The sequence below is a fragment of the Streptomyces sp. NPDC043876 genome (genome assembly GCF_056435825.1).
Window position 1 is genome coordinate 29,517 of the sequence record NZ_JBWKDV010000006.1, and the last position, 24,245, is coordinate 53,761.

The window sequence follows — 24,245 nt, forward strand, 5'->3', positions numbered from 1 at the left end:
GTAGGTTGACAGCCGAAGGGGTGTCAACCCTGGGTTGTCACTTCGCTGGGAGATTGCCCCGGGTGCTGCGCCGGCCGCACACTCGTCCCCAAGGAGACTGCTGTGGGGGGTAGTTGTGTGGATCTTCCTCTTCGTCGCCGCTGCCGCGCCGCTGCTTGCGGCGGTCGGATGGCGCCTGCGCGCCCACCGGGCGCTCGTCCCGCCCGCCGATCACGAGCCGCTCACGCTGTACGAGGCGGCGTACCTGCGGGGCGGCCGGACCGCCGTCGCCGACGTGGCACTGGTCTCCCTGTACCTGGCCGGGCGGCTGGAGGTGCGGGAGGGCAAGCGGCTGGCCCCGCTGGACGGACCCGCGCCGGGCGACCCGGTCCGGGCGGCGGCGTACGCGGCTGCGGGGGACGCGGGCCGGGGCGAGCCCGCCGCCGAGGTCAGGCGGCGGGCGGCGCTGAGTGCGCCGGTGCGGCGCGTCGAGGAGGTGCTGGGCGGCCGCGGCCTGGCACCGGGAGGCAAACGGGCGCGGCCGGCGGGGCGGCTCGACGACCTGGTGGGCGTGCTCGCGGTGCTCGCCGCCCTGCTGGGCATCGCGGCCCTGGTCACCGACTCGCTGACCGGGCAGGGCAGCGGGCTCGCGCCGCTGATCGCCTTCGGGGTGCTGGGCGTGGTCGCTCTGGGGGGCTGGCTCGCCCCCCGGCGCCTGGTGTGCGCCCCCTCTCCGCACGCGACGCGGGCGGGGTTGCGGCGGCTGCGGGAGGTCGTGCAGGACCGTACCTGGCAGCCGCGGCCGGCGGCCGGGGAGCCGGTCGCGGGCGCGGGGGCGGGCGTACTGGCGGACGTCGCCCGGCACGGCTCCGGCCGCGCGCCCGCGGCGCTCGTACCCCTGCTGACCGCCCCGTGGCCACTGGTCCCGGTGGTCGCCGGCGCGGCCGGGTCCTCGTCCGCGCACGCCTCGGACTCCTCCGCCTCCAAGGCGGCGGGCAGTTGCGGCGGCGGGTGCGGGAGTGGCTGCGGAGGCGGGTGCGGCGGGGGCTGCGGAGGGTGCGGGTGCGGATAGGGGGCACCGTTTGAACGATCAAAAGAGGAGGGGGATAGCATATGAGCGCCCCCTAGCTCGAAAGATAAACCTGTGACTGTCAAAGACGACGCGTTCACCAACTGGAAGAACCGCGAGGAGATCGCGGAGTCGATGATCCCGATCATCGGGAAGCTGCACCGCGAGCGGGACGTGACCGTCCTGCTGCACAGCCGCTCCTTGGTGAACAAGTCGGTGGTCAGCATTCTCAAGATCCACCGATTCGCCCGGCAGATAGCCGGTGAGGAACTCTCGGTCACCGAGACGCTTCCCTTCCTGCAGGCGCTCACCACCCTCGATCTCGGCCCTTCGCAGATCGACCTCGGGATGCTCGCCGCGACGTACAAGGCCGACAGCCGCGGCCTCTCCGTCACGGAGTTCACCGCCGAGGCCGTCGCCGGCGCCACGGGCGAGGACAAGATCGAGCGCCGTGAGGCGCGGGACGTGGTCCTCTACGGCTTCGGCCGCATCGGCCGCCTGGTCGCCCGCCTGCTGATCGAGAAGGCCGGCTCCGGCAACGGCCTGCGGCTGCGCGCCATCGTGGTGCGCCAGGGCGGCGACCAGGACATCGTCAAGCGCGCCTCGCTGCTGCGCCGCGACTCCATCCACGGTCAGTTCCAGGGCACGATCACCGTTGACGAGGCGAACAACAAGATCATCGCCAATGGCAACGAGATCAAGGTGATCTACGCCAACGACCCGTCGGAGATCGACTACACGGCGTACGGCATCAAGGACGCCATCCTCATCGACAACACGGGCAAGTGGCGTGACCGCGCGGGCCTCTCGAAGCACCTGCGCCCCGGCATCGACAAGGTCGTCCTGACGGCTCCGGGCAAGGGCGACGTCCCCAACATCGTGCACGGCGTCAACCACGACACGATCAAGCCGGACGAGCAGATCCTGTCCTGCGCCTCGTGCACCACCAACGCGATCGTCCCGCCGCTGAAGGCGATGGCGGACGAGTACGGCGTCCTGCGCGGCCACGTGGAGACCGTCCACTCGTTCACCAACGACCAGAACCTGCTGGACAATTACCACAGCGCCGACCGCCGCGGCCGCTCCGCGCCGCTCAACATGGTGATGACCGAGACCGGCGCCGCCTCGGCCGTCGCCAAGGCGCTGCCCGACCTCAAGGCGCCGATCAGCGGCAGCTCCATCCGCGTCCCGGTGCCGGACGTCTCGATCGCGATCCTGAGCCTGCGGCTCGGGCGCGAGACCACCCGCGAGGAAGTCCTCGACTACCTGCGGAACGTCTCGCTGACCTCGCCGCTGAAGCGCCAGATCGACTTCACCACCGCCCCCGACGCGGTCTCCAGCGACTTCATCGGCTCGCGGCACGCCTCGATCGTCGACGCGGGCGCCACCAAGGTCGACGGCGACAACGCCATCCTCTACCTCTGGTACGACAACGAGTTCGGCTACTCGTGCCAGGTCATCCGGGTCGTCCAGTACGTCTCCGGCGTGGAGTACCCGACCTACCCGGCTCCGGCGGTCTGATCCGCCCTCCGTCCGGCCCGCTGCCCGTCCGGCCCCCGTCCCGCACCGCGGGACCCGGGCCGGGCGGGCAGCGGTTTTCCGGGGGTTCCCGGGGGGTGTCGCCGCGCGCGATCCGGCCGAGAGGTGACTTGTGCCGGAGCGCGGCGGCGTCCGTACGTCCCTGATCGCGCCCGGTGGCGGCGCGGCCCGCGCGGGCGGCCCGCGCGGCCGGGATGATCATGGCCGGATCGGGTGGTTCCGCAACGCCCGCCGCCCTCTTGCCAGTTGAGGCGGGGGTCCCAACAATGCGCATGACAACCGAAGGATCTTCGGTTGCACCGTCATGCAGAGGGGAACCCCCACATGAAGAAGCCTCTCGTCGGCGCACTGCTCTCGCTGCTCCTGATCGGCGCGGCGGCAGCACCGGCCGTGGCCTCCGGCCCCCGGGCGGACACCGAGAAGGCCGCGCCGGCCGTCACGGTCAACTTCGCGGGAACGGTCGCGCTCAGCAACTGTTCCGGCTCGGTCGTCCGGACGCCCAACTCCCTGGCGAGCGACCCCGCGCTCGTGCTCTCCAACGGCCACTGCCTGGAAACCGGTTTCCCGGCCGCGGGCGAGGTCATCAAGGACCAGCCGTCCAGCCGGTCGTTCTCGCTGCTCAACGGGGCCGGTACCAAGGTCGCGACGCTGCGGGCCAGCAAGGTCGCGTACGCCACGATGACCGACACCGACATCTCGGTCTACCAGCTGACCAAGACGTACGCGCAGATCCAGAGCCAGTACGGCATCGGCGCGCTCACCCTCAACGACGCGCACCCGGTGCAGGGCACCTCGATCAAGGTCGTGTCGGGGTACTGGAAGCGGATCTACACCTGCAACGTGGACGGGTTCGCCTACCGCCTCAAGGAGGGCGACTGGACCTGGAAGGACTCGATCCGCTACACCTCGTCCTGCAACACGATCGGCGGGACCTCCGGCTCGCCGGTGATCGACACCGCGACCGGCCGCGTCGTCGCCGTCAACAACACGGGCAACGAGGACGGCCAGCGCTGCACCGAGAACAACCCGTGCGAGGTCGACCAGAACGGCAACGTGACGGTCCGCCAGGGCATCAACTACGGGCAGGAGACCTACATCATCGTCCCCTGCATAGGTGCCGGCAGCAAGATCGACCTGACCCGCCCCGGCTGCACCCTGCCGCGGCCGTAACCCGCTCCGCGCGCCGGCCGCCCTCTCGCGGGCGGTCGGCGCGCGGTCGGCGCACTCTCCGGCGAGGTCAGCCGGCCGCGAGGAGTTCGAGGGTGTCGATGACGCGGTGCGAGAAGCCCCACTCGTTGTCGTACCAGGCGACCACCTTGACGTGGCGGCCGTCGACGCGGGTGAGCGCCGAGTCGAAGATCGACGATGCCGGGTTGCCGGTGATGTCGGAGGAGACGAGCGGGTCGTCCGAGTACTCCAGGACGCCCGCGAGCGGTCCGTCCGCGGCGGCGCGGTACGCCGCCAGCACGTCCTCGCGCGTCACCTCGCGCGCCACCGTCGTGTTGAGTTCGACGATCGACCCGACCGGTACCGGCACCCGGATCGAGTCGCCCGACAGCTTGCCCGCGAGGTTCGGCAGCACCAGCCCGATCGCCTTCGCGGCGCCCGTCGTGGTCGGCACGATGTTGACGCCCGCGGCGCGGGCGCGCCGCGGGTCGCGGTGCGGGCCGTCCTGCAGGTTCTGCTCCTGCGTGTAGGCGTGCACCGTCGTCATGAAACCGTGCTCGATGCCCGCGAGGTCGTCCAGGACCGAGGCCAGCGGCGCGAGCGCGTTGGTCGTGCACGAGGCGTTCGAGACGATGGTGTGCGCGGCCGGGTCGTAGGCACCGGTGTTCACCCCGTAGGCGAGCGTCACGTCGGCCCCGTCCGCAGGCGCGCTGACCAGCACCTTCTTCGCGCCCGCGGTGATGTGGGCGCGCGCGGCGGTGGCGGACGTGAAACGGCCGGTCGCCTCCAGCACGATGTCGACCCCGAGCTTCTCCCACGGCAGCTGCTCCGGCTCGCGCTCGGCGAGGACGGTGATGCGGCGCCCGTCGACGACGAGGTCGTCCCCGTCGACCCGCACCGGGCGGCCGAGCCGTCCCGCGGTCGTGTCGAAGGCCAGCAGCCGCGCCAGGGTGGCGGGCTCGGTGAGGTCGTTGACGGCCACGACCTCCAGGTCGCTGTCGCGTTCGAGCAGCGCGCGCAGCACGTTGCGTCCGATGCGGCCGAATCCGTTGATGGCGATGCGGGTCATGAGTATCGGTATCCCTTCGGGTTCCCCTCCAGCTTCGCGCGCGGCGCCGCCCGGTGACAGCGGCGTGATCGCCACGGTCCGCAAGGATCGCGCCAGGTGCGCTACTCGCCGCGGGCGAAGGTGCGCCGGTACTCGCTCGGAGTGGTGCGCAGGATCCGCTGGAAGTGCAGCCGCAGGTTCGCCCCAGTGCCCAGGCCCACGTCGGCGGCGATCCGCTCCACACTGCGCTCCGAGCGTTCCAGCAGCTCACGGGCCGTGTCGAGGCGGGCGCGCATGACCCACTGCATCGGCGTGTAGCCGGTGTCCTCGGCGAAGCGCCGCGAGAAGGTGCGCGGCGACACCCCCGCCTGCCGGGCGAGCGCCTCCAGCGTCAGCGGCTCGCCGAGGCGGTGCAGCGCCCACTCGCGGGTGGCGGCGAACCGCTCGCCGAGGGGCTCGGGCACGCTGCGCGGTACGTACTGTGCCTGGCCGCCGCTGCGGTAGGGGGCCGCGACCAGCCGCCGGGCCGTGTGGTTCGAGGCCGCCACCCCGAGGTCGCCGCGCAGGACGTGCAGGCACAGATCGATGCCCGAGGCGGCGCCCGCCGAGGTCAGCAGGCTGCCCTCGTCGACGAACAGCACGTTCTCGTCGACCCGCACCCGCGGCCACTTCGCCGCGAGCGCCCGCGCGTAGTGCCAGTGGGTGGTGGCGCGCTTCCCGTCGAGCAGACCGGTGGCGGCCAGCGCGAAGGCGCCGGTCGAGATGGCGGCGAGCCGCGCGCCCCGCGCGTGCGCCGCGACCAGCGCGTCGACGACGGCCGGCGGCGGATCGTCGCGGTCCGGGAACCGGTAGCCGGGGACGAAGACGATGTCGGCCCACGCCAGCGCGTCGAGACCGTGGGCGACGGCGTACGAGAGCCCGTCGCCGCCGGTCACGAGGCCCGGCGCCGCCCCGCAGACACGGACCTCGTACGGCATGCTCGCCCGGGCCGAGAAGACCTGCGCGGGGATGCCGACGTCGAGCGGCTTGGCCCCTTCGAGGACCAGGACGGCGACGCGGTGCGGACGGGAGGCGGGCGGGACGGGCACGGCCTTGAGCCTACGCGGGGACGGCCGGCCCGCGGTGACCGGCCGGCAAGGACGCGTGACGGGGGTCACACCACACCCGTGTCACGAACGGAGGCCCTGCTCGCGTCTGGTGGTCGTCCGCACGGCGGGAACGGCCCCACGAAAGAGGCAGAGCGATGAACACGACGACAGCGCGGCAGCACGAGGTCCTGGTCCTGGGCGCCGGTTACGCCGGTCTCGCCGCGGCGGTCCAGCTCGCGGCCCGCACCAGGAAGCGTGGGAACCTGCGCGTGACGCTGGTCAACCCCCACGACCACTTCACCGAGCGGCTGCGGCTGCACCTGACCGCCACCGGCCAGCAGACGGCCGAGATGAACATCCCCGAGCTGCTGGAGGGCACCGGCGCCGCCTTCGTCCGCGGCTGGGTCACCGCCGTGGACGCCGGGGCGAAGACCGTCCGGATCGACGACGACCGGGTCCTGCGCTACGACACCCTGGTCTACGGCCTGGGCAGCGTCGCGGACACCGCCACCGTCCCCGGCGCGGACGACCACGCCTACACCCTGGACGGCCCGCAGGACGCCGCCCTCCTCGCCGACCGGCTGGCCCGGCTCGACGGCGGGACCGTCGTGGTCGGCGGCAGCGGCCTCACCGGCGTCGAAGCCGCCGCGGAGATCGCCGAGCGGTACCCGCGGCTCACGGTCGAACTGCTGGGCCGGCAGGCGCCGGGCACCGGCCTCCACCCGAAGGCCAGGGCCCACCTGGACGCGGCGCTCGCCCGGCTCGGCGTACGGGTGCGCGGCGGCGTCGAGGTGACCGAGGTGCTGCCCGACGGTGTCCGGCTCGCGGACGGGACCGCCATCCCCGCCGCCGCGGTGCTGTGGACCAGCGGCACCCGCGTCCCGCCGCTGGCCGCCGCCGCGGGCCTGAGCGTCGACGAGCGCGGCCGTGTGGTCACCGACGGCGCGCTGCGCTCGGTCTCCCACCCGGACGTCTACGCCGTGGGCGACGCGGCGGCGGTCCGCCAGCGCTACGGCGTGATGCACGGGACCTGCCAGGGCGGCATGCCCACCGGGGTGCACGCGGCCCTCTCCATCCTGCGGGTGCTGGCCGGCAAGGAGCCCAGGCCCTTCCGCTTCGGCTACTACCACACCCCCGTCAGCCTGGGCCGCGCCGACGCCGTCGTACAGTTCACCCGCCCCGACGACAGCCCGCGCCGGCTCGTCCTGACGGGCAAGCGGGCCGCGACGTACAAGGAGGCGGTCACGGCCGCTCCGTGGGCCACCTTCGCCCGCATGAAGAAGATGCCCGCCTCGGGCGCGTTCTGGCCGCACGGCGGCCGCCACACCAGGATCCGGAGTGCCAAGTGACCCAGCCGCAGGGACCCGAGCTGCCGGACCAGGCCGCCTTCCAGCAGTACCGCACGCTGCTCTTCTCCGCCGCCTACCGCCTCCTCGGCACCGCCGCCGACGCCGAGGACGTGGTGCAGGACGCCTGGCTCAAGTGGTCGGCGGCGGACCGGTCCCAGGTCGCGGACCCCAAGTCGTACCTGACCCGGATCGTCTCCAACCTGTCGATGGAGCGCCTGCGTTCCACCCGCCGGCAGCGCGAGACCTACGTCGGGCCGTGGCTCCCGGAGCCGGTCCTGACCGCTCCGGACACCGCCGACGGCGTCGCCGCGGCGGACTCGGTCTCCCTGGCGCTGCTGGTCGTCCTGGAGTCGCTGAGCCCGCTGGAGCGCGCGGTGTTCGTCCTGAAGGAGGTCTTCGCCTTCAGCCACGCGGAGATCGCCGAGGCGGTGGAGCGCTCGGAGGCGGCGGTGCGGCAGGCCGCGCACCGCGCCCGCGAGCACGTCCGGGCCCGGCGGCCGCGCTTCCCGGCGGACCGCGCCCGCCAACGCGACGTCACGGAGCGCTTCTTCGGGGCGGTCTCGGGCGGCGACCTCAACGCGCTCATGGAACTGCTCGCCCCGGACGTGACGTTGTGGACGGACGGCGGCGGCAAGGTCCGCCAGGCCTTCAAGCCGGTCATCGGCCAGGAGAGCGTGGCCCGTTGGTTCGCCGCGCTCGGGACCGCGACCTACCAGGGCATCGAGCCCGGGCGGATGCGGGCGGAAGTCACCTGGATCAACGGCGGCCCCGGCGTGGTCTTCCACGGCCCGGACCGCGTGATCGCCACGCTGACCTTCGATTTCGACGTGGAGGGACGCATCACGGCCCTCCACAACGTCGCCAACCCGGACAAGCTCCGCGCCGTCACGGGCGGCACGCGGTACGACCTGTCCTGAGCCGGTCCGGGCCGGGCCGGCCGTCGTCGGGCGCCCCGGCGATATTTCCTGTCGTAGCGGTCCGCGGGCGGGCAGACTCGCTCCATGACGGACATGTGCGCATTCCGGGAGGCGGTCGGCCGCTGGGCGGCCGGGGGTCCCGGCGAACCGGCGGGCGAACTGGCCGGGAGGCTGGGGCTGCGGACGGCCGTCCTGCTCGAAGGGCCCAGCGACCGGGAGGCCGTCGAGGCGGTGGCCGCACGGCGCGGCCGGGACCTGGCCGCCGAAGGGGTGTGCGTCGTCCCGATGGGCGGGGCGATGAGCATCGCCCGCTACGCGGACCTGCTCGGGCCGCCCAGCCTCGGCCTGGATCTGCGGGGCCTGTGCGACGCGGGGGAGCAGGGCTTCTACGACCGCGGGCTGAAGCGGGCCGGGGCTCCGGCGGGCGGTTTCTTCGTGTGTGTCGCGGACCTGGAGGACGAGCTCGTCCGCGCGCTGGGCACGGGAGCCGTCGAGGAGATCATCCGGGACGAGGGCGACCTGCGGTCCTGGCAGACCTTCCTGCGCCAGCCCGCCCAGCACGGCCGGCCGCGCGAGCGCCAGCTGCGGCGCTTCCTCGGCACGAAGAAGGGCCGCAAGATCCGCTACGGCCGCCTCCTGGCGGAGGCCCTGGACCCGGGGCGGGTACCGGCCCCGCTCGACGAGCTCCTCGGGAGCCTGTGAGCCCGGCGTCCGGGGTGCGGCCCGGCGCCCCCGGCCTGGGTACGGCCCAGTGCCCGGGGCGCGGCCCGGTGCCCGCATACGGATCAGCGCCCGGCGGGCGGCGGTCCGGCACCGGCGGACTCCCCGCGGGAGCGCCGCGCGGCGGCCGCCTCCTCGATCAGGGTCCATCCGTCGACCTCCACCGGCCCCCGCACCTCGGGCCGCCAGCCGAGGGCCAGTGCCGCATCGAGCAGGGCCCGGACGGCTCCCGGCTCGTGCAGGTTCAGGGACGCGCCCCGCAGGAGGCCCACGTCCCCCGAGCCCGTGTAGCCCCCGCCCGGGACGAACCGGCCCGGGCCCGCGGCGAAGACGACGCGCAGCGGCCCGCCGGTGCCCGCGGGCTGCGGGGACAGGGTCAGGGTCTGGCGGCAGTCCACGGGCCGGCCGGCGTCGTCCGCGCGGTGGCCGTGGCGCACCGTCCACCGGTACGCGCGTCCGTCGGCGACCAGGCGGCGGGGCGTGTTCTCGCGGCGCGGCATGGGCCGAGGGTACGCGGCGCCGCGGGCGCGCCGGGGTCCTGCCCGGCCCGTCGGCCCGGCAGGGCGCGCCCGGCTACTTGGCGGCCAGCCGGCAGGCGGTCACCGAGGTCGCGTGGGTGACGTGGCTCTCGGCGAGGCCGGACACGCACTCGTCCTGGGCGCCGGCCACCCCGACGTAGCACGCCGCGCGGACGGCCTCCGGAGCCTCGCCGCCCTTCAGTTCGCGCTCGACCTGGTTGATGCAGGAATTGACGTCCGCGTGGGCGGCGGGGGCCGTGAGGGCCGCCCCGCCGAGGGCCAGGGTCAGGCCGGTGAGGACACTCGCGAGACGGACGCTCGCGCTACGGATCGACGTACGCATGGGACGTACCTGCTCTCCGGGATCAGGGGATTTCCTCCCTCTTCCGACGCTAGATCAGCCGCATGCCGCCCGCACCCGCTGGGGGTGCGGCCGGATACTGGAAGGGGAAGCGTGCCGGGCGGGCCCGCTCCCGGGGGGCCGGGCGTGGCGCGCTTGACACGGAAATCGAACATCCATTCTGATGGGTTATCCACAGGCGAACCGTGCGTGGAGGCGCGTTGTCAGTGGCAGGCGTTAGCGTCAATGGCGTGAAGCGATCGACTCAAGCAAATCGGGTGGAACCCATGGCAGGCACCGACCGCGAGAAGGCGCTCGACGCAGCGCTCGCGCAGATTGAACGGCAGTTCGGCAAGGGCGCGGTCATGCGTCTTGGCGACAAGCCGAATGACCCCATCGACGTGATCCCCACGGGGTCGACCGCGCTGGACATCGCCCTCGGTGTCGGCGGGCTGCCGCGCGGCCGCGTGGTGGAGGTGTACGGGCCGGAGTCCTCCGGTAAGACGACCCTGACCCTGCACGCCGTGGCCAACGCGCAGAAGGCCGGCGGCACCGTCGCCTTCGTCGACGCCGAGCACGCCCTCGACCCCGAGTACGCCAAGGCCCTGGGCGTCGACACCGACAACCTCATCCTGTCCCAGCCGGACACCGGTGAGCAGGCGCTGGAAATCGTGGACATGCTCGTCCGCTCCGGCGCCCTCGACCTCATCGTCATCGACTCCGTCGCGGCGCTCGTGCCGCGCGCGGAGATCGAGGGTGAGATGGGCGACTCGCACGTGGGTCTGCAGGCCCGTCTGATGAGCCAGGCCCTCCGCAAGATCACCGGTGCGCTCAACCAGTCCAAGACCACCGCGATCTTCATCAACCAGCTCCGCGAGAAGATCGGTGTGATGTTCGGCTCGCCGGAGACCACCACCGGTGGCCGCGCGCTGAAGTTCTACGCCTCGGTGCGTCTGGACATCCGCCGGATCGAGACCCTGAAGGACGGCACGGACGCGGTCGGCAACCGCACCCGCGTCAAGGTCGTCAAGAACAAGGTCGCGCCGCCCTTCAAGCAGGCCGAGTTCGACATCCTCTACGGCCACGGGATCAGCCGCGAGGGCGGCCTGATCGACATGGGCGTGGAGCACGGCTTCGTCCGCAAGGCCGGTGCCTGGTACACGTACGAGGGCGACCAGCTCGGCCAGGGCAAGGAGAACGCGCGCAAGTTCCTGTGCGACAACCCCGACCTCTCGGACGAGATCGAGAAGAAGATCAAGGAGAAGCTGGGCGTGGGCATCCGCAAGACCCCCGACGCCGAGCCCGGTCCGGACGCGGCGGGCGGCGTGGCCCCGGCGGCCGATGACGCGGCCAAGACGGTTCCCGCCCCGGCGACGAAGGCCAAGACGGCCAAGGCCGCCGTAGCCAAGAGCTGACCGTGCGGGAGCAGCAGGGGGCGGCCGGTTCCGGCCCGCCGAGGGCCGAGCGGGGACTGCCGCCCCAGAGCCCCGAAGAGCAGGCGCGGGCGATCTGCCTGCGCCTGCTCACCGGGTCCCCGCGTACCCGGCAGCAGCTCGCGGACGCCCTGGCCAAGCGGGAGATCCCCGAGGAGGTGTCGCAGCAGGTCCTCTCCCGGTTCGAGGAGGTGGGCCTGATCGACGACGCCGCCTTCGCCGGGGCGTGGGTCGAGTCCCGGCACCACAGCCGCGGCCTCGCCCGCCGGGCGCTCGCCCGCGAACTGCGCACCAAAGGGGTGCACGTCACCCTGGTGGACGAGGCCCTGGAACAGCTGGACTCCGAGCAGGAGGAGCAGACCGCCCGCGAGCTGGTGGAGCGCAAGCTGCGGGCCACCCGCGGCCTGGAGCGGGACAAGCGCATCCGCCGCCTCGCCGGGATGCTGGCCCGCAAGGGCTACGGGGAGGGCATGGCCCTGCGGGTGGTGCGGCGCGCCCTCGAAGCCGAGGGCGAGGACGCGGACGAACTCGACGGGCCGGAGTACCGGGCGTTCTGACCGCCCGGCCGCGCCGCCGGTCCGTCAAGGGCGTCCACCGCCCCACCACCGCGCGGTCGTCCCGCGGGGCGAGGCGGCGTCAGCCGGGGGCGGTCACGGGGAGCCCGGCGGCCTTCCATGCCTGGAAGCCGCCGGTCAGGTCCGTGGCGCCGGTCAGGCCCAGCGCGTGCAGGGAGGCCGCGGCCAGCGTGGAGGCGTACCCCTCGTTGCAGATCACCACGATCCGCAGGTCGTGGGAGGTGGCCTCGGGGACGCGGTGGCTGCCGCGCGGGTCCAGCCGCCACTCCAGTTCGTTGCGCTCGATCACCAGCGCGCCCGGGATCAGTCCGTCGCGCTCCCGCAGCGCCTGGTAGCGGATGTCCACCAGCAGGGCCCCCTCGCGGGAGGCGGCGTGTGCCTCGGCCGCCCCGATCCGCGCGTACGTGGCGCGGACCCGCTCCAGCAGCTCGTCGATCCCGACGGGGACGTCGGCGGCGCCCGCGCTCACTGCCAGTCCGCCGGACGCTCGACCTGCTCCAGCGTCAGCACGGCCCCGCTGCGGCTGAACCGGCGGATCAGCGGGAGCGGCGGATAGTAGGCGTGCACCGAGACGGCGTGCTCGGTCGGGGACCCGTTCAGCACCTCGTGCACGTGGTGTTCGCCGAAGGCGCGCCCCGCGCCCGCCTCCAGGGTCCGGGTGCGGTCCAGGCCGGAGGCCAGGTGCAGGGACCGCCAGCCCTCCGACGGCAGCCGCACGGACAGGGAGTGTTCGGTGAGGCGGCCGCGCGCGGTGGCGAAGGCGCCGCGCGACTCGGCGTGGTCGTGCCAGCCGGTGCCGGTACCCGGCGGCCAGCCGATCAGCCAGGCCTCGCTGCCGCCCGGGCCGTCGAGACGCACCCAGGTGCGGCCCTCGGGGTCGAGGGGCAGGGAGGCGATCAGCGCCGGGTCGGCGGCGGTGCGGAGGGCGAAGTCGAGGAGTTCCGCCGCGTCCGGCCCGGCGGCACGGGAAGGGCCGGAACCGGTCGGGGCAGGGCTCAGCAGGGATGCGGATGCAGACATGGGGGATGACCGTCCTGGAGTCGCGAAGGCGCGGCGCACGGGCGCGCGCGATAGGGAAGCGAGTCAGCAGGAGGGGCGACAGACGCAGCCCGCATAGCGGAGGAGGTCCATATGGACCCTCCGCCACAGGCGCACGTCGTTACCGGTCATGGTCGCGAGTGAACCACGGGCGGACTTGAGGGTCAATCGATCACGGGTGGGGTGTGGCGGACGCCTCGGGCAGGGCCCGCGGCGCGGGCGCCGGCAGTGCGGGCAGTGCGGCGCCGGGCGCGCCCGCCCGCACCGCGTCGGCCGCCTCGTACAGCTCGGCGGGCCGGACGCCCGCGAAGGTGGCCGCGAGGTGGCCGTCCGGGCGCAGCAGCAGCACGGTGTGCGCGGCGGCCCCCGGATAACCGTCGGCGACCAGCAGATCGGCGCGCACCGGCAGGGCGCTGACCGCGGCCGCCAGCCGCGGCATCAGACCGGCGCCGACCCAGTGCCGCCGGTCCCACACCCCGGTCCCCGGAGCGACGAGGAGCACCAGGAGCCGCCCCCGCCCCAGCAGGTCGCGCAGCGGGACGGTCGCCCCGTCCGGTGCGGTCACGGGTACGTTCGCCGCCGCGCCGCCCGGCTCGGTGTCGGTCGGCACCTCCCGTACGGCGACGGGCGGGGCGTACGCCGGGGGCGCGCCCAGCGGCCCGCGCCCCAAGTGCCCGTCCGTGAGCAGCGTTTCGTGGCTGCGCGTGGCGCCCGGGACGTACGTGCGCAGCCCGCCCCCGCCGCGCAGCACGGGCATGGCCTGGTCGGCGGCGCGCAGCCGGGCCGCGACGGCGGTGCGCCGTTCGGCCTCGTACCCGTCGAGGAGGGCTTCGGAGGCGCCCTGGTGCCAGGCCAGCGACAGCCGCCAGGCCAGGTTCTCGGCGTCCCGCAGCCCCTCCTCCACCCCTTGCGTGCCCAGGGCGCCCAGCAGGTGGGCCGCGTCCCCGGCGAGGAAGGCACGGCCGTCGCGCCAGCGCCGGGCCAGCCGGTGGTGCAGCGTGTACACGCCGGTGTCGATCAGGTCGTACGGGGGCGTGCTGCCCCCGCACCAGGCGGCGAGGGTGTCGCGGATCATCCCGATCAGGGCATCGGGCGTGACGAGGTCCCCGCGCGGCGGCAGCAGCCAGTCCAGCCGCCACACCCCGTCGGGCAGCGGCCGCGCCGTCACCTCGGGAGCCTTCGCGGAACGGCCGCGCTGGAGCACGGCCTCGCCGGGCCAGGGGAGTTCGGTGCGCAGCGCGGCCACGGCGTGCCGCTCGACGGCGGTGCGCCCGGGGAAGCGGATGCCCAGCAGCTTGCGGACGGTCGAGCGGGCGCCGTCGCAGCCGACCAGGTGGCTGCCGCGCCACCAGGTGGTGGCGGCGCCCCGGGTGTGCGCGGTGACCCCGAGGGCGTCCTGTTCCAGGGCGTCGAGGCGGCTGTCGGTGACCAGTTGGACGAGCGGGTGCGCCGCGGCGGCGTCGCGCAGGCCCCGGGTGAGGGCGTGCTGCGGCAGGTGCAGCGGGGCGGTGGCGTCCTCGAAGGTGGTCCGGCGGGTGTCCCGGCCGCGCCGCACGGTGCGCCAGGCGGCGAAGTGCGCGCCCTCGTCGCGCAGGGTCGTGCAGCCGAGGCGGTGCGCCATCGCCGCGGTGTCGGCGTGCAGGACGACCGTACGGGCGGGGCGGGACTCCTCCTTGCCCGGACCCTCGTCGAGGACGACGGAGGGCACGCCCGCGCCGGCCAGGGCGAGCGAGAGGGTCAGCCCGACCGGTCCCGCGCCCACGACGATCACCGGGTCCACGGCACGGCTCCCGATGTCCGGTATGTGATCACAGAACGTATGCAACCCACTGAATGCGCATGCGTCAAGTGACACTGGTAGGTGTGACGCCTTGTGGTGCGACGGAAGACTTCCGCCGCACCACAGGGATCACGCCATCATACTGACCGGGCGTCAGGCCGGTGTCAGACCACGCCGCCGCCGGGGCCGGTGGTGCCCATGGTCCCCTCCGTCACGTCGGTGATGTCCACCGTCGCTCCGGTGCTCTTCTTCGACTTGCGCAGTCGCGACTCCAGGGCCGAGGCGGCCGTGGTCAGCGCGAAGTTCAGGGCGATGAAGAGGAGGGCGATCACGACCAGGGACGGGATCGTGTTGCTGTAGTTGGCCGAGATCTGCCGGGCCATCGACAGCAGCTCGGCCAGGCCGAGCAGCGACCCGCCGAGCGCGGTGTCCTTGAGGATCACCACGAGCTGGCTGATCAGCGCCGGGAGCATCGCCGTCACGGCCTGCGGGACCAGCACGTAGAGCATGGTCTGGCCCTTGCGCATGCCGATAGCCTTGGCGGCGTCCGTCTGACCGGAGGGCAGTGAGAGCACGCCCGCCCGGACGATCTCCGCGATGACCGCGGCGTTGTACAGGACCAGTCCGGTCACCACGGCGTAGATGGGCCGCAGTTCCGAGCTGACGTCGCTGAACCGCACGTACAGGGCGGACCCGAAGAGCATCAGCATCAGCACCGGGATGGCGCGGAAGAACTCGACGAACGCGCCGACGGACGTGCGGACCCACGCGTGGTCGGAGAGGCGCCCGATGCCCAGCACCGCGCCCAGCGGGAGCGCGATGACCATCGCGATCAGACCGGCCTTGAGGGTCTCCAGCAGACCCGGAATCAGCCAGGTCGACCAGATGTCGCCCTCGGTGACGAAGGGGGACCACTTGTCGCCGTCGAGCTGGCCCTTGTCCGACATGGTGGACAGGACCCACCACATGCCGAGCCCGAGCAGCACGAGGAAGACGGCGGAGTAGATCCAGTTGCGCGCCTTGGCCTTGGGGCCCGGCGTGTCGTACAGCACGGAGGTCATCGCTTCACCGCCACTCGCTTGGCCACCCAGCCGAGGATCAGGCCGGTCGGCAGGGTCAGCAGGACGAAGCCGAGGGCGAAGATCCCGAAGACCGTGAAGAGGGCCTGCGCCTCGTTCTCGATCATTTCCTTCATCAGCAGGGCCGCTTCGGCCACGCCGATGGCCGCCGCCACCGTGGTGTTCTTGGTGAGGGCGATCAGTACGTTCGTGAGCGGCCCGATGACCGCCCGGAAAGCCTGGGGGAGCACGATCAGGGTGAGCACCTGGAAGAAGCTCAGGCCCAGCGCACGGGCCGCCTCGGCCTGGCCGACCGGCACGGTGTTGATGCCCGAGCGCAGCGCCTCGCAGACGAAGGTGCCGGTGTAGGCGGTCAGCGCGAGGACGGCCAGCCGGAAGCCGATGACCTTGAAGTTGTCGCCGCCGAGCGTGACGCCGAGCGTCTGGTTGAGACCCAGGGAACAGCCGATGATCAGCACGGTCAGCGGCGTGTTGCGCACCACGTTGACGTAAGCGGTGCCGAAGCCCCGCATGAGCGGGACGGGACTGACCCGCATCCCGGCCAGGACGGTGCCCCAGACCAGGGATCCGGCCGCCGAGTAGAGGGTGAGCTGAACCGTCACCCAGAAGGCTCCGAGCAGGTCGTACTGCCCGGAATCAAGAAAATCGAACACGATGCCCTGCGCTCTCCCCAGGATGGCCGGTGAGGCACGGCGCCGCCCGCGGCAGGCGGGCGGCGACGCACCTCACCGATGAATCAGCTGCCTTCGGTGATCTGCGGGGCCGGCTCGTTCTTGTAGTTGGCCGGACCGAAGTTCTTCTTCACGGCCGCTTCCCAGGCACCGTCCGCTTCCATCTTCTTGATCGCGGCGTTGATCTTGGTCTGAAGGTCCTTGTCGCCCTTCTTCAGACCGATGCCGTAGTTCTCGTTGCTCAGGCTCAGCCCGACCAGCTTGAACTTGCCCTTGTTCTTCTCCTGCGAGGCGTAACCGGCCAGGATCGAGTTGTCCGTGGTCAGCGCGTCGAGCGCCTTGCTCTCCAGGCCGGTCAGGCACTCGGAGTAGCCCGGCAGCTGCTGGAGGTCGGCCTTGGGAGCCAGCTTCGTCTTGACGTTCTGCGCCGAGGTGGAGCCGGTGACCGAGCACAGCTTCTTGCTGTTGAGGTCCTCGGGCTTGGTGATGCTGGTGTCGTCGGCGCGGACCAGCAGGTCCTGGTGCGCGAGGAGGTACGGGCCGGCGAAGTCGACCTTCTCCTTGCGCTTGTCGTTGATCGAGTAGCTCGCCACGATGAACTTGACGTCGCCGTTGGAGATCAGGTTCTCGCGCTCGGCGCTGATGGCCTGCTTGAACTGGATCTGGTCGGGCGCGTAGCCCAGTTCCTTGGCGACGTAGGTGGCCACGTCGACGTCGAAGCCCTCGAACTTGCCGTCGGGGGTCTTCAGCCCCAGACCCGGCTGGTCGAACTTGATGCCGATGACGATCTTGTCCTTCTTGGCACCGCCCGAGGCACCCGCGTCGCTCGCGGTGTCGTCCTTCTTGTCGCTGCCGCAGGCGGTCGCGGTGAACGCCAGGGCGACGGCGATGGCGACGGCCGCGCCGGCCTTCAGAACCTTCATGGTGAACTTCCCTCGGATGAGACGTTGTTGTACGACGGGCGACGATGTTCCCCGTCGACCGGATCACTACCAGACGAAGTCGTCAGTGGTGCAGGATCTTCGACAGGAAGTCCTTGGCGCGGTCGCTGCGCGGATTGCTGAAGAACTGGTCCGGCGTGGCCTCTTCGACGATCTTTCCGTCCGCCATGAAGACCACCCGGTTGGCCGCAGAACGGGCGAAGCCCATCTCGTGCGTGACGACGACCATCGTCATGCCCTCACCGGCGAGCTGCTGCATGACCTCCAGCACCTCGTTGATCATCTCCGGGTCGAGCGCCGACGTCGGCTCGTCGAAGAGCATCACCTTCGGGCCCATCGCCAGCGCACGGGCGATCGCCACGCGCTGCTGCTGGCCGCCGGACAGCTGCGCCGGGTACTTGTCGGCCTGCGTGCCGACGCCCACCCGGTCCAGCAGGGCCCGCGCCTTCTCCTCGGCCGCCGCCCGGTCCGTCTTGCGGACCTTCAGCTGGCCGAGCATGACGTTCTCCAGCACCGTCTTGTGCGCGAAGAGGTTGAACGACTGGAACACCATGCCGACGTCGGCGCGCAGCCGGGCCAGCTCCTTGCCCTCGGCGGGCAGCGGGCGGCCGTCGAGCGTGATGGTGCCCGAGTCGATGGTCTCCAGCCGGTTGATCGTCCGGCACAGCGTGGACTTGCCCGACCCGGAGGGGCCGATCACCACGACGACTTCGCCGCGGGCAATGCTCAGATCGATGTCCTGAAGCACGTGCAGCGCGCCGAAGTGCTTGTTGACGTTGCTCAGTACGACCAGGCCGTCCGCGGCCGGCGCCGCGTCCTGCGTGCCTTCGGTCACTGATACTCCGCTCATCGGCCTCTTGCTCCGTCCACCTCGGTTGGGGAGGAGAGTAATGAGGTGATCCGCACACCGTCATCACATCTGAGCGAGAATTGAGGATAACGATACGGCCTCGCCCCGCCACGCTGCGTGTACGGTCTCGACGTGCCCGTACCGGGTGCATAACGGTAGGCGCGCCGGACCGGAACCCCCTTGACGTGGGCCCCCCGCATCCGCGTGGATGCAGGGTGGCCATGTTTGCCCACATCGCGAGACGAGGAAAGGGGGACGCATGAGACTGCTGCTCGTCGAGGACGACGACCACGTCGCCGCGGCCCTGTCCGCGATCCTCGCCCGCCACGGCTTCAAGGTGACCCACGCGCGCAGCGGCGAAGAGGCCCTCCAGGCGCTGCTGCCCGCGGGCGCCCCGCCCAGCGTCTCGCCCTACGGGGTGATCCTGCTGGACCTCGGCCTGCCCGACCAGGACGGCTACGAGGTCTGCGGCAAGATCCGCAAGCGCACCAGCACCCCCGTGATCATGGTGACCGCGCGGGCCGACGTCCGCTCGCGCATCCACGGCCTCAACATGGGCGCCGACGACTACGTCACCAAGCCCTACGACACCGGTGAGCTGCTCGCCCGGATCCACGCCGTGGCCCGCCGCACCGGGGTCTCCGACGACGGCTCGGCGGCCCCCGGCGGCGCGCCCGCCATCGTCCGCTTCGGCCGCGTCAGCATCGAGCTGCCCACCCGGCGCGTCTGCGTGGACGGCACCGACGTACCGCTCACCCGCAAGGAGTTCGACCTGCTCGCCCTCCTCGCGCAGCGCCCCGGCGTGGTCTTCCGGCGCGAGCAGATCATCAGCGAGGTGTGGCGCACCAGCTGGGAAGGCACCGGGCGGACCCTGGAAGTGCACGTCGCCTCGCTGCGCTCCAAGCTCGCGATGCCCGCGCTGATCGAAACCGTCCGCGGGGTGGGCTACCGGCTCGTCACCCCGGCCGCCCCGTAGCGGACCCGGCCGTGCGCACCCGGCTGCTGCCCCTGCTCGTCATCCTGATGGCGGGCACCCTGCTCGCCCTCGGCTTCCCCCTCGCGGTCAGCCTGGCCGCCGCGCAGCAGCAGCGGGTGGTCGTCGACCGGATCGACGACAGCGCCCGCTTCGCCGCCCTCGCCCAGTTCGTCATCGACTCCGAGGGCTCCGGGGACAAGGGCGCAGGCGACCGCCGCGAGACCCTCCAGCTGGAACTCGCCCGCTACCAGGGGCTGTACGGGATCCGGGCCGGCATCTTCTACCGCGACGACAACGCCATGGCCCGCGCCCCCGGCTGGTGGCAGCTCCCGGAGACCGGGGAGGGGCGGCGCGCCTTCGAGGAGGCGCTCGCGGGCCGGCGCAGCCACGACCCGGCCCAGGTCTGGCCCTGGCAGCGCGGCGGCAAACTGCTCGTGGCCTCCCCGGTGGTCCTCGACGGTGACGTCGTCGCCGTCGTCGTCACCGAATCGCCCACCGACCAGATGCGCGCGGGCACCGTGCGCGGCTGGCTGTTCATCATCGGGGGACTGGCCGCCGCGATGCTCGTCGCCTTCGGGGCGGCCCTGCGGCTGACCAGCTGGGTGCTGAGGCCCGTGCGGACCCTGGACGCGGCCGCCCACGGGATCGCCACCGGGCGGATGAACTCGCGCGTCGCGGCCGGCGGGGGACCGCCGGAACTCAGGCGCCTGGCCCGGTCGTTCAACGAGATGGCCGACAACGTCGAAGAGGTACTGGAGCAGCAGCGGGCGTTCGTCGCGGACGCCTCCCACCAGCTGCGCAACCCGCTCGCCGCGCTGCTCCTGCGCATCGAACTGCTCGCCCTCGAACTCCCCGAGGGCAACGCGGAGATCGCCTCGGTGCGCACCGAGGGCAAGCGCCTGACCCAGGTCCTGGACGACCTCCTGGACCTGGCGCTGGCCGAACACGCCTCCGCCGAGATCAGCCTCACCGACATCGGGGAGCTGGCCGGCGAGCGCGTCGCCGCCTGGCGCCCGCTCGCCGAGGAAAAGGGCGTGCGGCTCACCGAGGACGGCCGCACCGCCGTCACCGGCTGGGCCGACCCCATCGCGCTGTCCAGCGCCCTCGACGCGGTCATCGACAACGCCCTCAAGTTCACGCCCGCGGGCGAGGAAGTGCGGGTGTCGGTGACCGCCGAGGCGCGCTCGGTCCACGTCAGCGTCGCCGACCGGGGGCCCGGCCTGACCGAGGAGGAGCTGGCCCGCGTCGGCGACCGCTTCTGGCGCAGCGGCCGCCACCAGAACGTCAAGGGCTCCGGGCTCGGCCTGTCGATCTCCCGGGCCCTGCTGGCCGCGGGCGGCGGGTCCCTCTCGTACGAGACGAACCCGCCGCACGGGCTGCGCGTCACCGTCACGGTGCCCCGGACCGGCCCGCACGCGGGCTGAGCGCACCGCCGTCGAGCGCGCCGAGGTCGAGCGCGCTCAGGCCGGGCGCGCCCCGGCCGGTGCGCCGCGTCACCAGGTGTACGACGCCCCCGCCGCCTCCGAGACCGCGTACAGCTCGCTCACCGTCCGCACCTCCAAGGCGGTCTTCCGCTCCTGCCCGGACCGCGTCAGCCCCGGTACGTACAGCGCCGTACCGCAGGTGCCGCCGAGGAAGGCGCGGGTTCCGTCCGCGAGGACCCGGTACAGCTCGTAGTGGCGCGCCGCGCCCGGCGCCCGCCGCCACGACAGGCGCAGCGACACCTCCGCGCCCCCGCGGACCGCCGCGTCCACGCGCAGGGCGCCCGGCGCGGCGGGCTGCTCCGCGCCGTCGGCCACCGCGAGCGACCCCAGCCGCCAGCGCACCGGCGCCGTACCGCGCCGGGTCAGCCGGACCGCCAGGCCGTGCGCCGTCCTCCCGGCCAGCGCGCCCAGCGGCACCCGGGCGGTCCGCCAGCCCCGCCCGCCGCCGGAGGCTCGCGCCGCCAGCCAGGTGTACGGGACGGACCCGCCCGGCGCCGACGGCTCGCGCACGGCCACCCCCACCTCCACGTCCACCGCCCCCGCATCCGTGCGGTACACCAGCTCCAGCGTGCTCGCCGCCGTCAGCGGCAGCCGCGTCGCGTGCAGGGCGACGGCGGCCGGGGCGGTCAGCGCCCCCGCCACCAGCAGGCTGGAGCCGCCGCGCCAGGCGTCCGCGAAGTCCAGCGTGACGGCGGGCCGCGGACCGGCGCTCTCCACGACCCAGCGGCGCCCCGGCAGTCGGTCCTGGAGCCCGAGGTGGTTCCAGGGGGCCTGCGATACGGCCGTGCCGTTGTCGTACCAGCGCAACCCGTGCCCGGTGTTGAAGGTGGTGGCGAAGGGCAGCGCGGAGACCGTGGACCGGTCGGCGACCACGGTGGCCGGAGCCCGCCAGGCGCTGTCCGCCGCGGGCCGGGACGGGTCCAGGGACTCACCGGTCCAGAACCGGTCGTCGGCCGCGTGGAAGGCGCCGGGGGAGCGGTCGGTGAGGTGGTTGCGGGTCCACTCCGGCCGGTAGAAGCCGTAGCTGACGACGTGGTCGCGCCCGCGCGGCACGATAGCGTCCCAGCCGGGGTCCGTGTTCCACCCCGCGGACTCGACGTCCACGCCCGCCCACAGCTCGTACCGGTCGCGCCCCAGCCGCTGCGCGAGGGCGCCCGAGGAGGCCAGCGAGCCCGCGGTCCAGCGGAAGTCGACGAACAGGGTGTCGGCGACCTTGCCCTCGCGGTCCTCGAAGAACTCCTGGTTGAGCGGGTTCAGGGCGCCCTGCCAGCCGACCCGGCCCGTGCTGTTCATCGCGTCGTACCAGGTGATCCGCAGCCCGTGGGGCTCCCCGGCCGCGCGCAGCGCCCGCAGGAAGCCCCGCATGGCGGTGGCCAGTTCGCTGTCGCCGCCGTCGGTCTCGGCGTTGACGAACCAGCCGTCGAAGCCGTACGCCGTCGCCACCTCCACCAGCTTGTGCGCGAGCGGGTAGCGGCCGTAGGCGTCCTGCTGGACCAGGTCGCGGGTCCAGCGCAGGTCGCCGCCGTAGGCCACCGGCGGCAGGAACACGTTGCCCAGCACCCGTACGCCGTTGCGGTGCGCGGCGTCGATGACGGGCGCGTTGGGGGCGAGCACGATGCCCTCGCCGGAGGAGCCGCCCCAGAAGACCAGCTCGTCGAGGTAGGCCCAGTGGGTGAGCGCGTAGAAGTCGGCGCTGGCACCGCCCTGGGAGGGGTTCTGGGCCGTCGGCCCGAAGGAGACCAGGGAGGAGATCCGGGCCTGTCCCGCGCGGGCCGTCGTATTGGCCGCCACCGGCGTGAACCGCGCGGCCAGCGGCACGCTCGCCGTGTTGTGGGCGAGGTCGGGATCGCTCTCGGGCCGCCACTGCTTCAGCGAGCGCCACACGATCCCGGGGCCGGGCGTGCCCGCCGGGAGGGAGTCCGGGAACCAGTACGAGGCGTACGGGGCCCCGCCGGCCGGGTCGGCGAGCGGTGCCCGGGGGGCCGCCGCGGCGGCCCCGCTCACGGCGGGGCCGCCCAGCACGGCTCCGGCTCCGGCCCCGGCGCCCGCGAGCAGCAGCCCGCGCCGGGTGGGACGGGTCGGGCGCAGCGGACGGGCGTCGGCGCCGTGGTCGGTCTCGCGCATGAGGTCTCCTCAAGGGGCAGGCGGTGGACGGGAGCGGTGCGGTGAGGTGCGGTCAGCGGACGTCGGTGACGTGGACCAGCTCGGTGATCCCGCGCGCGGCCAGGTGGGCCGGGTCCCCGGCGCGGTCGGCCAGGACCACCGCGGGGCGGACCCCCTGGGCGGCCAGCGCGGCCCAGGCCTCGAACACCGGCCCGCCGGGCGCGCAGACCGAGCGCCGGGGCGCGTCCCGCGCCCCGCCGACGTCGGCCACGAGCGCGGTGGAGCGCGGCGGCGGGCGGTGTTCGCGGCCCCGCCACTCCTTGGCGATCCGGGCGACGGTCTCGCCCGCGGGCTTGGGGGCGCGGTCGTTGGTGAGCAGGCCGAGGCCGTACTCCAGCTCGGGGAAGTCGGCCAGCTCGCGGCTCACGTCGTGCGAGCACCACCAGGTCACGCCCCAGAGGTCCGGGCAGTCCAGGGCGGCCGCCACGGTGGCCTCGGTGAAGGCGGCGGCGTGCTCGGGCGGTATCAGGGGGGCCGGGGCCCCCACCTCCTGGAGCCAGACCGGGCGGTGCGGATCGGTGGCCCAGGCCTTGGACGTCTCGATCATGTAGGCCGCGTGCTGCTCGGTGGCCGTACCGGCGCTGCCGTGGCGCTGGGCGGTGCCGTTGAACACCCAGGAGTGGACGGCGGTCGCCGCGCCGAGCCGGGCCGCCTGCCCCACCGTGAAGGGGTGCCCGTCCTGGTACCAGGCGGCGTCGTAGGCGGCGTGCAGGTGGAACCTGCCCGGCGCCCCGCGCTCGCAGGCCGCCAGCATCCGCTCCAGCCAGCGGTCCGCCTGCTCCCGCGTGATCCGGTCCGGATCGGGGTGCGGGTCGTCGGAGAACTGGTCGATCTCGTTGCCCACCGTCATGCCGAGGAAGTGCGGCCGGTCGGCGAGGGCGGCGGCGAGGGTGCGCAGGTACTCCTCCTGCCCGGCGACGACCTGCGGATCGGTGAAGAGGTTGCGGCGGTGCCAGGTTCGGGTCCAGGCGGGCAGGAAGTCGAAGCTCGACAGGTGGCCCTGGAGGCCGTCCACGGCCACGTCGAGCCCGCGCTCGCCCGCCGCGTCGGCCAGTTCCACGAGCTGTTCGACCGCACGCGGGCGGATCAGGGCGCGGTTCGGCTGGAAGAGCGGCCAGAGCGGGAAGACCCGGACATGGTCCAGGCCGAGGCCGGCGAGGGAGTCGAGGTCCGCCTTCACCTCGTCGAGGTCGAAGTCCAGCCAGTGGTGGAACCACCCGCGCGTCGGAGCGTAGTTCGCGCCGAAGCGCGGGCTGCGCGGGATGCGAGGGCGGGCCGCCGGGGCGGGGTCCGCGGCGGCGGGGACATCGGGCACGGGGACATCGGGGACGGGGACGGCAGCGGAGTGCATGAGTGTCCTGGAGTCGGAGGAACCGGGGCGTCGCGGGGCTCGGGAATTCACCGGGCGCCCCACGCTGCCGCTCTTCCGCAGGGAAAGTCAACAGGGCCCATATCCGAGACCGACCCAGTTTCGACGGCTCGAAGTCCCTGACCTCTGCACATCGGGTACTTATGCGCTTC

General features: G+C 73.1%; 24 protein-coding genes. 10 read left to right on the forward strand and 14 right to left on the reverse strand.

Annotation, left to right across the window (positions count from 1 at the left end; translation table 11 throughout):
- Positions 1-115 precede the first annotated feature (115 nt).
- The 3 genes from AC0693_RS19825 to AC0693_RS19835 all read left to right on the forward strand — a co-directional run bounded on the left by AC0693_RS19825 (position 116) and on the right by AC0693_RS19835 (position 3,757).
- On the forward strand, positions 116-1,051 hold the full coding sequence (locus AC0693_RS19825) for a TIGR04222 domain-containing membrane protein (RefSeq protein ID WP_478802422.1): 936 nt from the start codon (positions 116-118) through the stop codon (positions 1,049-1,051).
- Positions 1,052-1,123: 72 nt separating this feature from the next.
- Entirely contained in the window at positions 1,124-2,569 is a 1,446-nt protein-coding gene (locus AC0693_RS19830) for a glyceraldehyde-3-phosphate dehydrogenase (RefSeq protein WP_468465092.1), read from the forward strand.
- A gap of 342 nt (positions 2,570-2,911) precedes the next feature.
- Positions 2,912-3,757 (forward strand): S1 family peptidase, encoded by an 846-nt coding sequence (locus tag AC0693_RS19835; RefSeq protein WP_356406043.1) that lies wholly within the window; start codon positions 2,912-2,914, stop codon positions 3,755-3,757.
- A gap of 67 nt (positions 3,758-3,824) precedes the next feature.
- Here AC0693_RS19835 and gap read toward each other — a convergent pair whose 3' ends face one another.
- Positions 3,825-4,823: a type I glyceraldehyde-3-phosphate dehydrogenase gene (gene gap, locus AC0693_RS19840; RefSeq protein ID WP_469318967.1), complete on the reverse strand. Its 999-nt coding sequence runs from the start codon at positions 4,821-4,823 to the stop codon at positions 3,825-3,827.
- Positions 4,824-4,924: 101 nt separating this feature from the next.
- Entirely contained in the window at positions 4,925-5,890 is a 966-nt protein-coding gene (locus AC0693_RS19845; RefSeq protein ID WP_356406047.1) for a GlxA family transcriptional regulator, read from the reverse strand.
- Between the two features lie 155 nt (positions 5,891-6,045).
- Here AC0693_RS19845 and AC0693_RS19850 point away from each other — a divergent pair, with 155 nt between their 5' ends.
- The 3 genes from AC0693_RS19850 to AC0693_RS19860 all read left to right on the forward strand — a co-directional run bounded on the left by AC0693_RS19850 (position 6,046) and on the right by AC0693_RS19860 (position 8,858).
- Positions 6,046-7,239: an NAD(P)/FAD-dependent oxidoreductase gene (locus AC0693_RS19850; RefSeq protein ID WP_469337793.1), complete on the forward strand. Its 1,194-nt coding sequence runs from the start codon at positions 6,046-6,048 to the stop codon at positions 7,237-7,239.
- A complete protein-coding gene (locus tag AC0693_RS19855; protein ID WP_478802423.1) occupies positions 7,236-8,156 on the forward strand; it encodes an RNA polymerase sigma-70 factor in 921 nt (306 codons plus the stop codon). The genes AC0693_RS19850 and AC0693_RS19855 overlap by 4 nt, the downstream gene beginning before the upstream one ends.
- Before the next feature lie 84 nt (positions 8,157-8,240).
- Positions 8,241-8,858, forward strand: coding sequence for a TOPRIM nucleotidyl transferase/hydrolase domain-containing protein (locus tag AC0693_RS19860; protein ID WP_478802424.1), 618 nt, complete (start codon positions 8,241-8,243; stop codon positions 8,856-8,858).
- Between the two features lie 83 nt (positions 8,859-8,941).
- Here the strand turns inward: AC0693_RS19860 and AC0693_RS19865 are convergent, their stop codons facing one another.
- The gene (locus AC0693_RS19865; RefSeq protein WP_478802425.1) at positions 8,942-9,376 is read right to left on the reverse strand and encodes a hypothetical protein; all 435 of its coding nucleotides are present in this window, start codon (positions 9,374-9,376) and stop codon (positions 8,942-8,944) included.
- A 73-nt stretch (positions 9,377-9,449) separates the two neighbouring features.
- Entirely contained in the window at positions 9,450-9,737 is a 288-nt protein-coding gene (locus AC0693_RS19870; RefSeq protein WP_469318972.1) for a hypothetical protein, read from the reverse strand.
- A gap of 275 nt (positions 9,738-10,012) precedes the next feature.
- Here AC0693_RS19870 and recA point away from each other — a divergent pair, with 275 nt between their 5' ends.
- Both recA and recX read left to right on the forward strand, forming a co-directional pair.
- Positions 10,013-11,149, forward strand: a complete 1,137-nt coding sequence (gene recA, locus AC0693_RS19875; protein ID WP_356406057.1) for a recombinase RecA — start codon at positions 10,013-10,015, stop codon at positions 11,147-11,149.
- A 2-nt stretch (positions 11,150-11,151) separates the two neighbouring features.
- Positions 11,152-11,724, forward strand: coding sequence for a recombination regulator RecX (gene recX, locus AC0693_RS19880; protein ID WP_478802426.1), 573 nt, complete (start codon positions 11,152-11,154; stop codon positions 11,722-11,724).
- A gap of 79 nt (positions 11,725-11,803) precedes the next feature.
- Here the strand turns inward: recX and AC0693_RS19885 are convergent, their stop codons facing one another.
- The 8 genes from AC0693_RS19885 to AC0693_RS19920 form a co-directional block, all read right to left on the reverse strand.
- On the reverse strand, positions 11,804-12,217 hold the full coding sequence (locus AC0693_RS19885) for a rhodanese-like domain-containing protein (RefSeq protein ID WP_469337850.1): 414 nt from the start codon (positions 12,215-12,217) through the stop codon (positions 11,804-11,806).
- A complete protein-coding gene (locus AC0693_RS19890; RefSeq protein ID WP_469318979.1) occupies positions 12,208-12,762 on the reverse strand; it encodes a cupin domain-containing protein in 555 nt (184 codons plus the stop codon). The genes AC0693_RS19885 and AC0693_RS19890 overlap by 10 nt, the downstream gene beginning before the upstream one ends.
- A 63-nt stretch (positions 12,763-12,825) precedes the next feature.
- On the reverse strand, positions 12,826-12,912 hold the full coding sequence (locus AC0693_RS19895; RefSeq protein ID WP_311318651.1) for a putative leader peptide: 87 nt from the start codon (positions 12,910-12,912) through the stop codon (positions 12,826-12,828).
- 40 nt (positions 12,913-12,952) lie between these two features.
- Positions 12,953-14,560, reverse strand: a complete 1,608-nt coding sequence (locus AC0693_RS19900) for an FAD-dependent oxidoreductase (protein WP_469318980.1) — start codon at positions 14,558-14,560, stop codon at positions 12,953-12,955.
- A gap of 164 nt (positions 14,561-14,724) precedes the next feature.
- Positions 14,725-15,621 (reverse strand): amino acid ABC transporter permease, encoded by an 897-nt coding sequence (locus tag AC0693_RS19905; RefSeq protein ID WP_478802427.1) that lies wholly within the window; start codon positions 15,619-15,621, stop codon positions 14,725-14,727.
- Positions 15,618-16,292 (reverse strand): amino acid ABC transporter permease, encoded by a 675-nt coding sequence (locus AC0693_RS19910; protein WP_469318982.1) that lies wholly within the window; start codon positions 16,290-16,292, stop codon positions 15,618-15,620. Before AC0693_RS19910 ends, AC0693_RS19905 begins: the two co-directional genes overlap by 4 nt.
- Before the next feature lie 83 nt (positions 16,293-16,375).
- Positions 16,376-17,233, reverse strand: a complete 858-nt coding sequence (locus tag AC0693_RS19915; protein WP_468465070.1) for a glutamate ABC transporter substrate-binding protein — start codon at positions 17,231-17,233, stop codon at positions 16,376-16,378.
- Between the two features lie 82 nt (positions 17,234-17,315).
- Positions 17,316-18,101, reverse strand: coding sequence for an amino acid ABC transporter ATP-binding protein (locus tag AC0693_RS19920; RefSeq protein WP_356406070.1), 786 nt, complete (start codon positions 18,099-18,101; stop codon positions 17,316-17,318).
- Positions 18,102-18,360: 259 nt separating this feature from the next.
- Between AC0693_RS19920 and AC0693_RS19925 the strand changes: the two genes are divergently transcribed.
- Together AC0693_RS19925 and AC0693_RS19930 are read left to right on the forward strand one after the other, a co-directional pair.
- Positions 18,361-19,077, forward strand: coding sequence for a response regulator transcription factor (locus AC0693_RS19925; protein ID WP_469318983.1), 717 nt, complete (start codon positions 18,361-18,363; stop codon positions 19,075-19,077).
- 11 nt (positions 19,078-19,088) lie between these two features.
- Positions 19,089-20,501 (forward strand): sensor histidine kinase, encoded by a 1,413-nt coding sequence (locus AC0693_RS19930; RefSeq protein ID WP_356406074.1) that lies wholly within the window; start codon positions 19,089-19,091, stop codon positions 20,499-20,501.
- Positions 20,502-20,570: 69 nt separating this feature from the next.
- Here AC0693_RS19930 and AC0693_RS19935 read toward each other — a convergent pair whose 3' ends face one another.
- Together AC0693_RS19935 and AC0693_RS19940 are read right to left on the reverse strand one after the other, a co-directional pair.
- A complete protein-coding gene (locus AC0693_RS19935; protein ID WP_478802428.1) occupies positions 20,571-22,685 on the reverse strand; it encodes an endo-beta-N-acetylglucosaminidase in 2,115 nt (704 codons plus the stop codon).
- Positions 22,686-22,737: 52 nt separating this feature from the next.
- Entirely contained in the window at positions 22,738-23,988 is a 1,251-nt protein-coding gene (locus AC0693_RS19940) for a glycoside hydrolase 5 family protein (protein ID WP_478802602.1), read from the reverse strand.
- Positions 23,989-24,245: the final 257 nt, after the last annotated feature.

Excerpts from the sequence above, each read along its gene's own strand:
- AC0693_RS19935 (WP_478802428.1), bottom strand. The coding sequence starts at position 22,685 with ATGCGCGAGACCGACCACGGCGCCGACGCCCGTCCGCTGCGCCCGACC.
- AC0693_RS19920 (WP_356406070.1), bottom strand. The coding sequence starts at position 18,101 with ATGAGCGGAGTATCAGTGACCGAAGGCACGCAGGACGCGGCGCCGGCC.
- AC0693_RS19870 (WP_469318972.1), bottom strand. The coding sequence starts at position 9,737 with ATGCGTACGTCGATCCGTAGCGCGAGCGTCCGTCTCGCGAGTGTCCTC.
- gap (WP_469318967.1), bottom strand. The coding sequence starts at position 4,823 with ATGACCCGCATCGCCATCAACGGATTCGGCCGCATCGGACGCAACGTG.
- AC0693_RS19925 (WP_469318983.1), top strand. The coding sequence starts at position 18,361 with ATGAGACTGCTGCTCGTCGAGGACGACGACCACGTCGCCGCGGCCCTG.
- AC0693_RS19865 (WP_478802425.1), bottom strand. The coding sequence starts at position 9,376 with ATGCCGCGCCGCGAGAACACGCCCCGCCGCCTGGTCGCCGACGGACGC.
- AC0693_RS19850 (WP_469337793.1), top strand. The coding sequence starts at position 6,046 with ATGAACACGACGACAGCGCGGCAGCACGAGGTCCTGGTCCTGGGCGCC.
- AC0693_RS19895 (WP_311318651.1), bottom strand. The coding sequence starts at position 12,912 with ATGACCGGTAACGACGTGCGCCTGTGGCGGAGGGTCCATATGGACCTC.
- AC0693_RS19890 (WP_469318979.1), bottom strand. The coding sequence starts at position 12,762 with ATGTCTGCATCCGCATCCCTGCTGAGCCCTGCCCCGACCGGTTCCGGC.
- AC0693_RS19905 (WP_478802427.1), bottom strand. The coding sequence starts at position 15,621 with ATGACCTCCGTGCTGTACGACACGCCGGGCCCCAAGGCCAAGGCGCGC.
- AC0693_RS19860 (WP_478802424.1), top strand. The coding sequence starts at position 8,241 with ATGACGGACATGTGCGCATTCCGGGAGGCGGTCGGCCGCTGGGCGGCC.
- AC0693_RS19915 (WP_468465070.1), bottom strand. The coding sequence starts at position 17,233 with ATGAAGGTTCTGAAGGCCGGCGCGGCCGTCGCCATCGCCGTCGCCCTG.
- AC0693_RS19835 (WP_356406043.1), top strand. The coding sequence starts at position 2,912 with ATGAAGAAGCCTCTCGTCGGCGCACTGCTCTCGCTGCTCCTGATCGGC.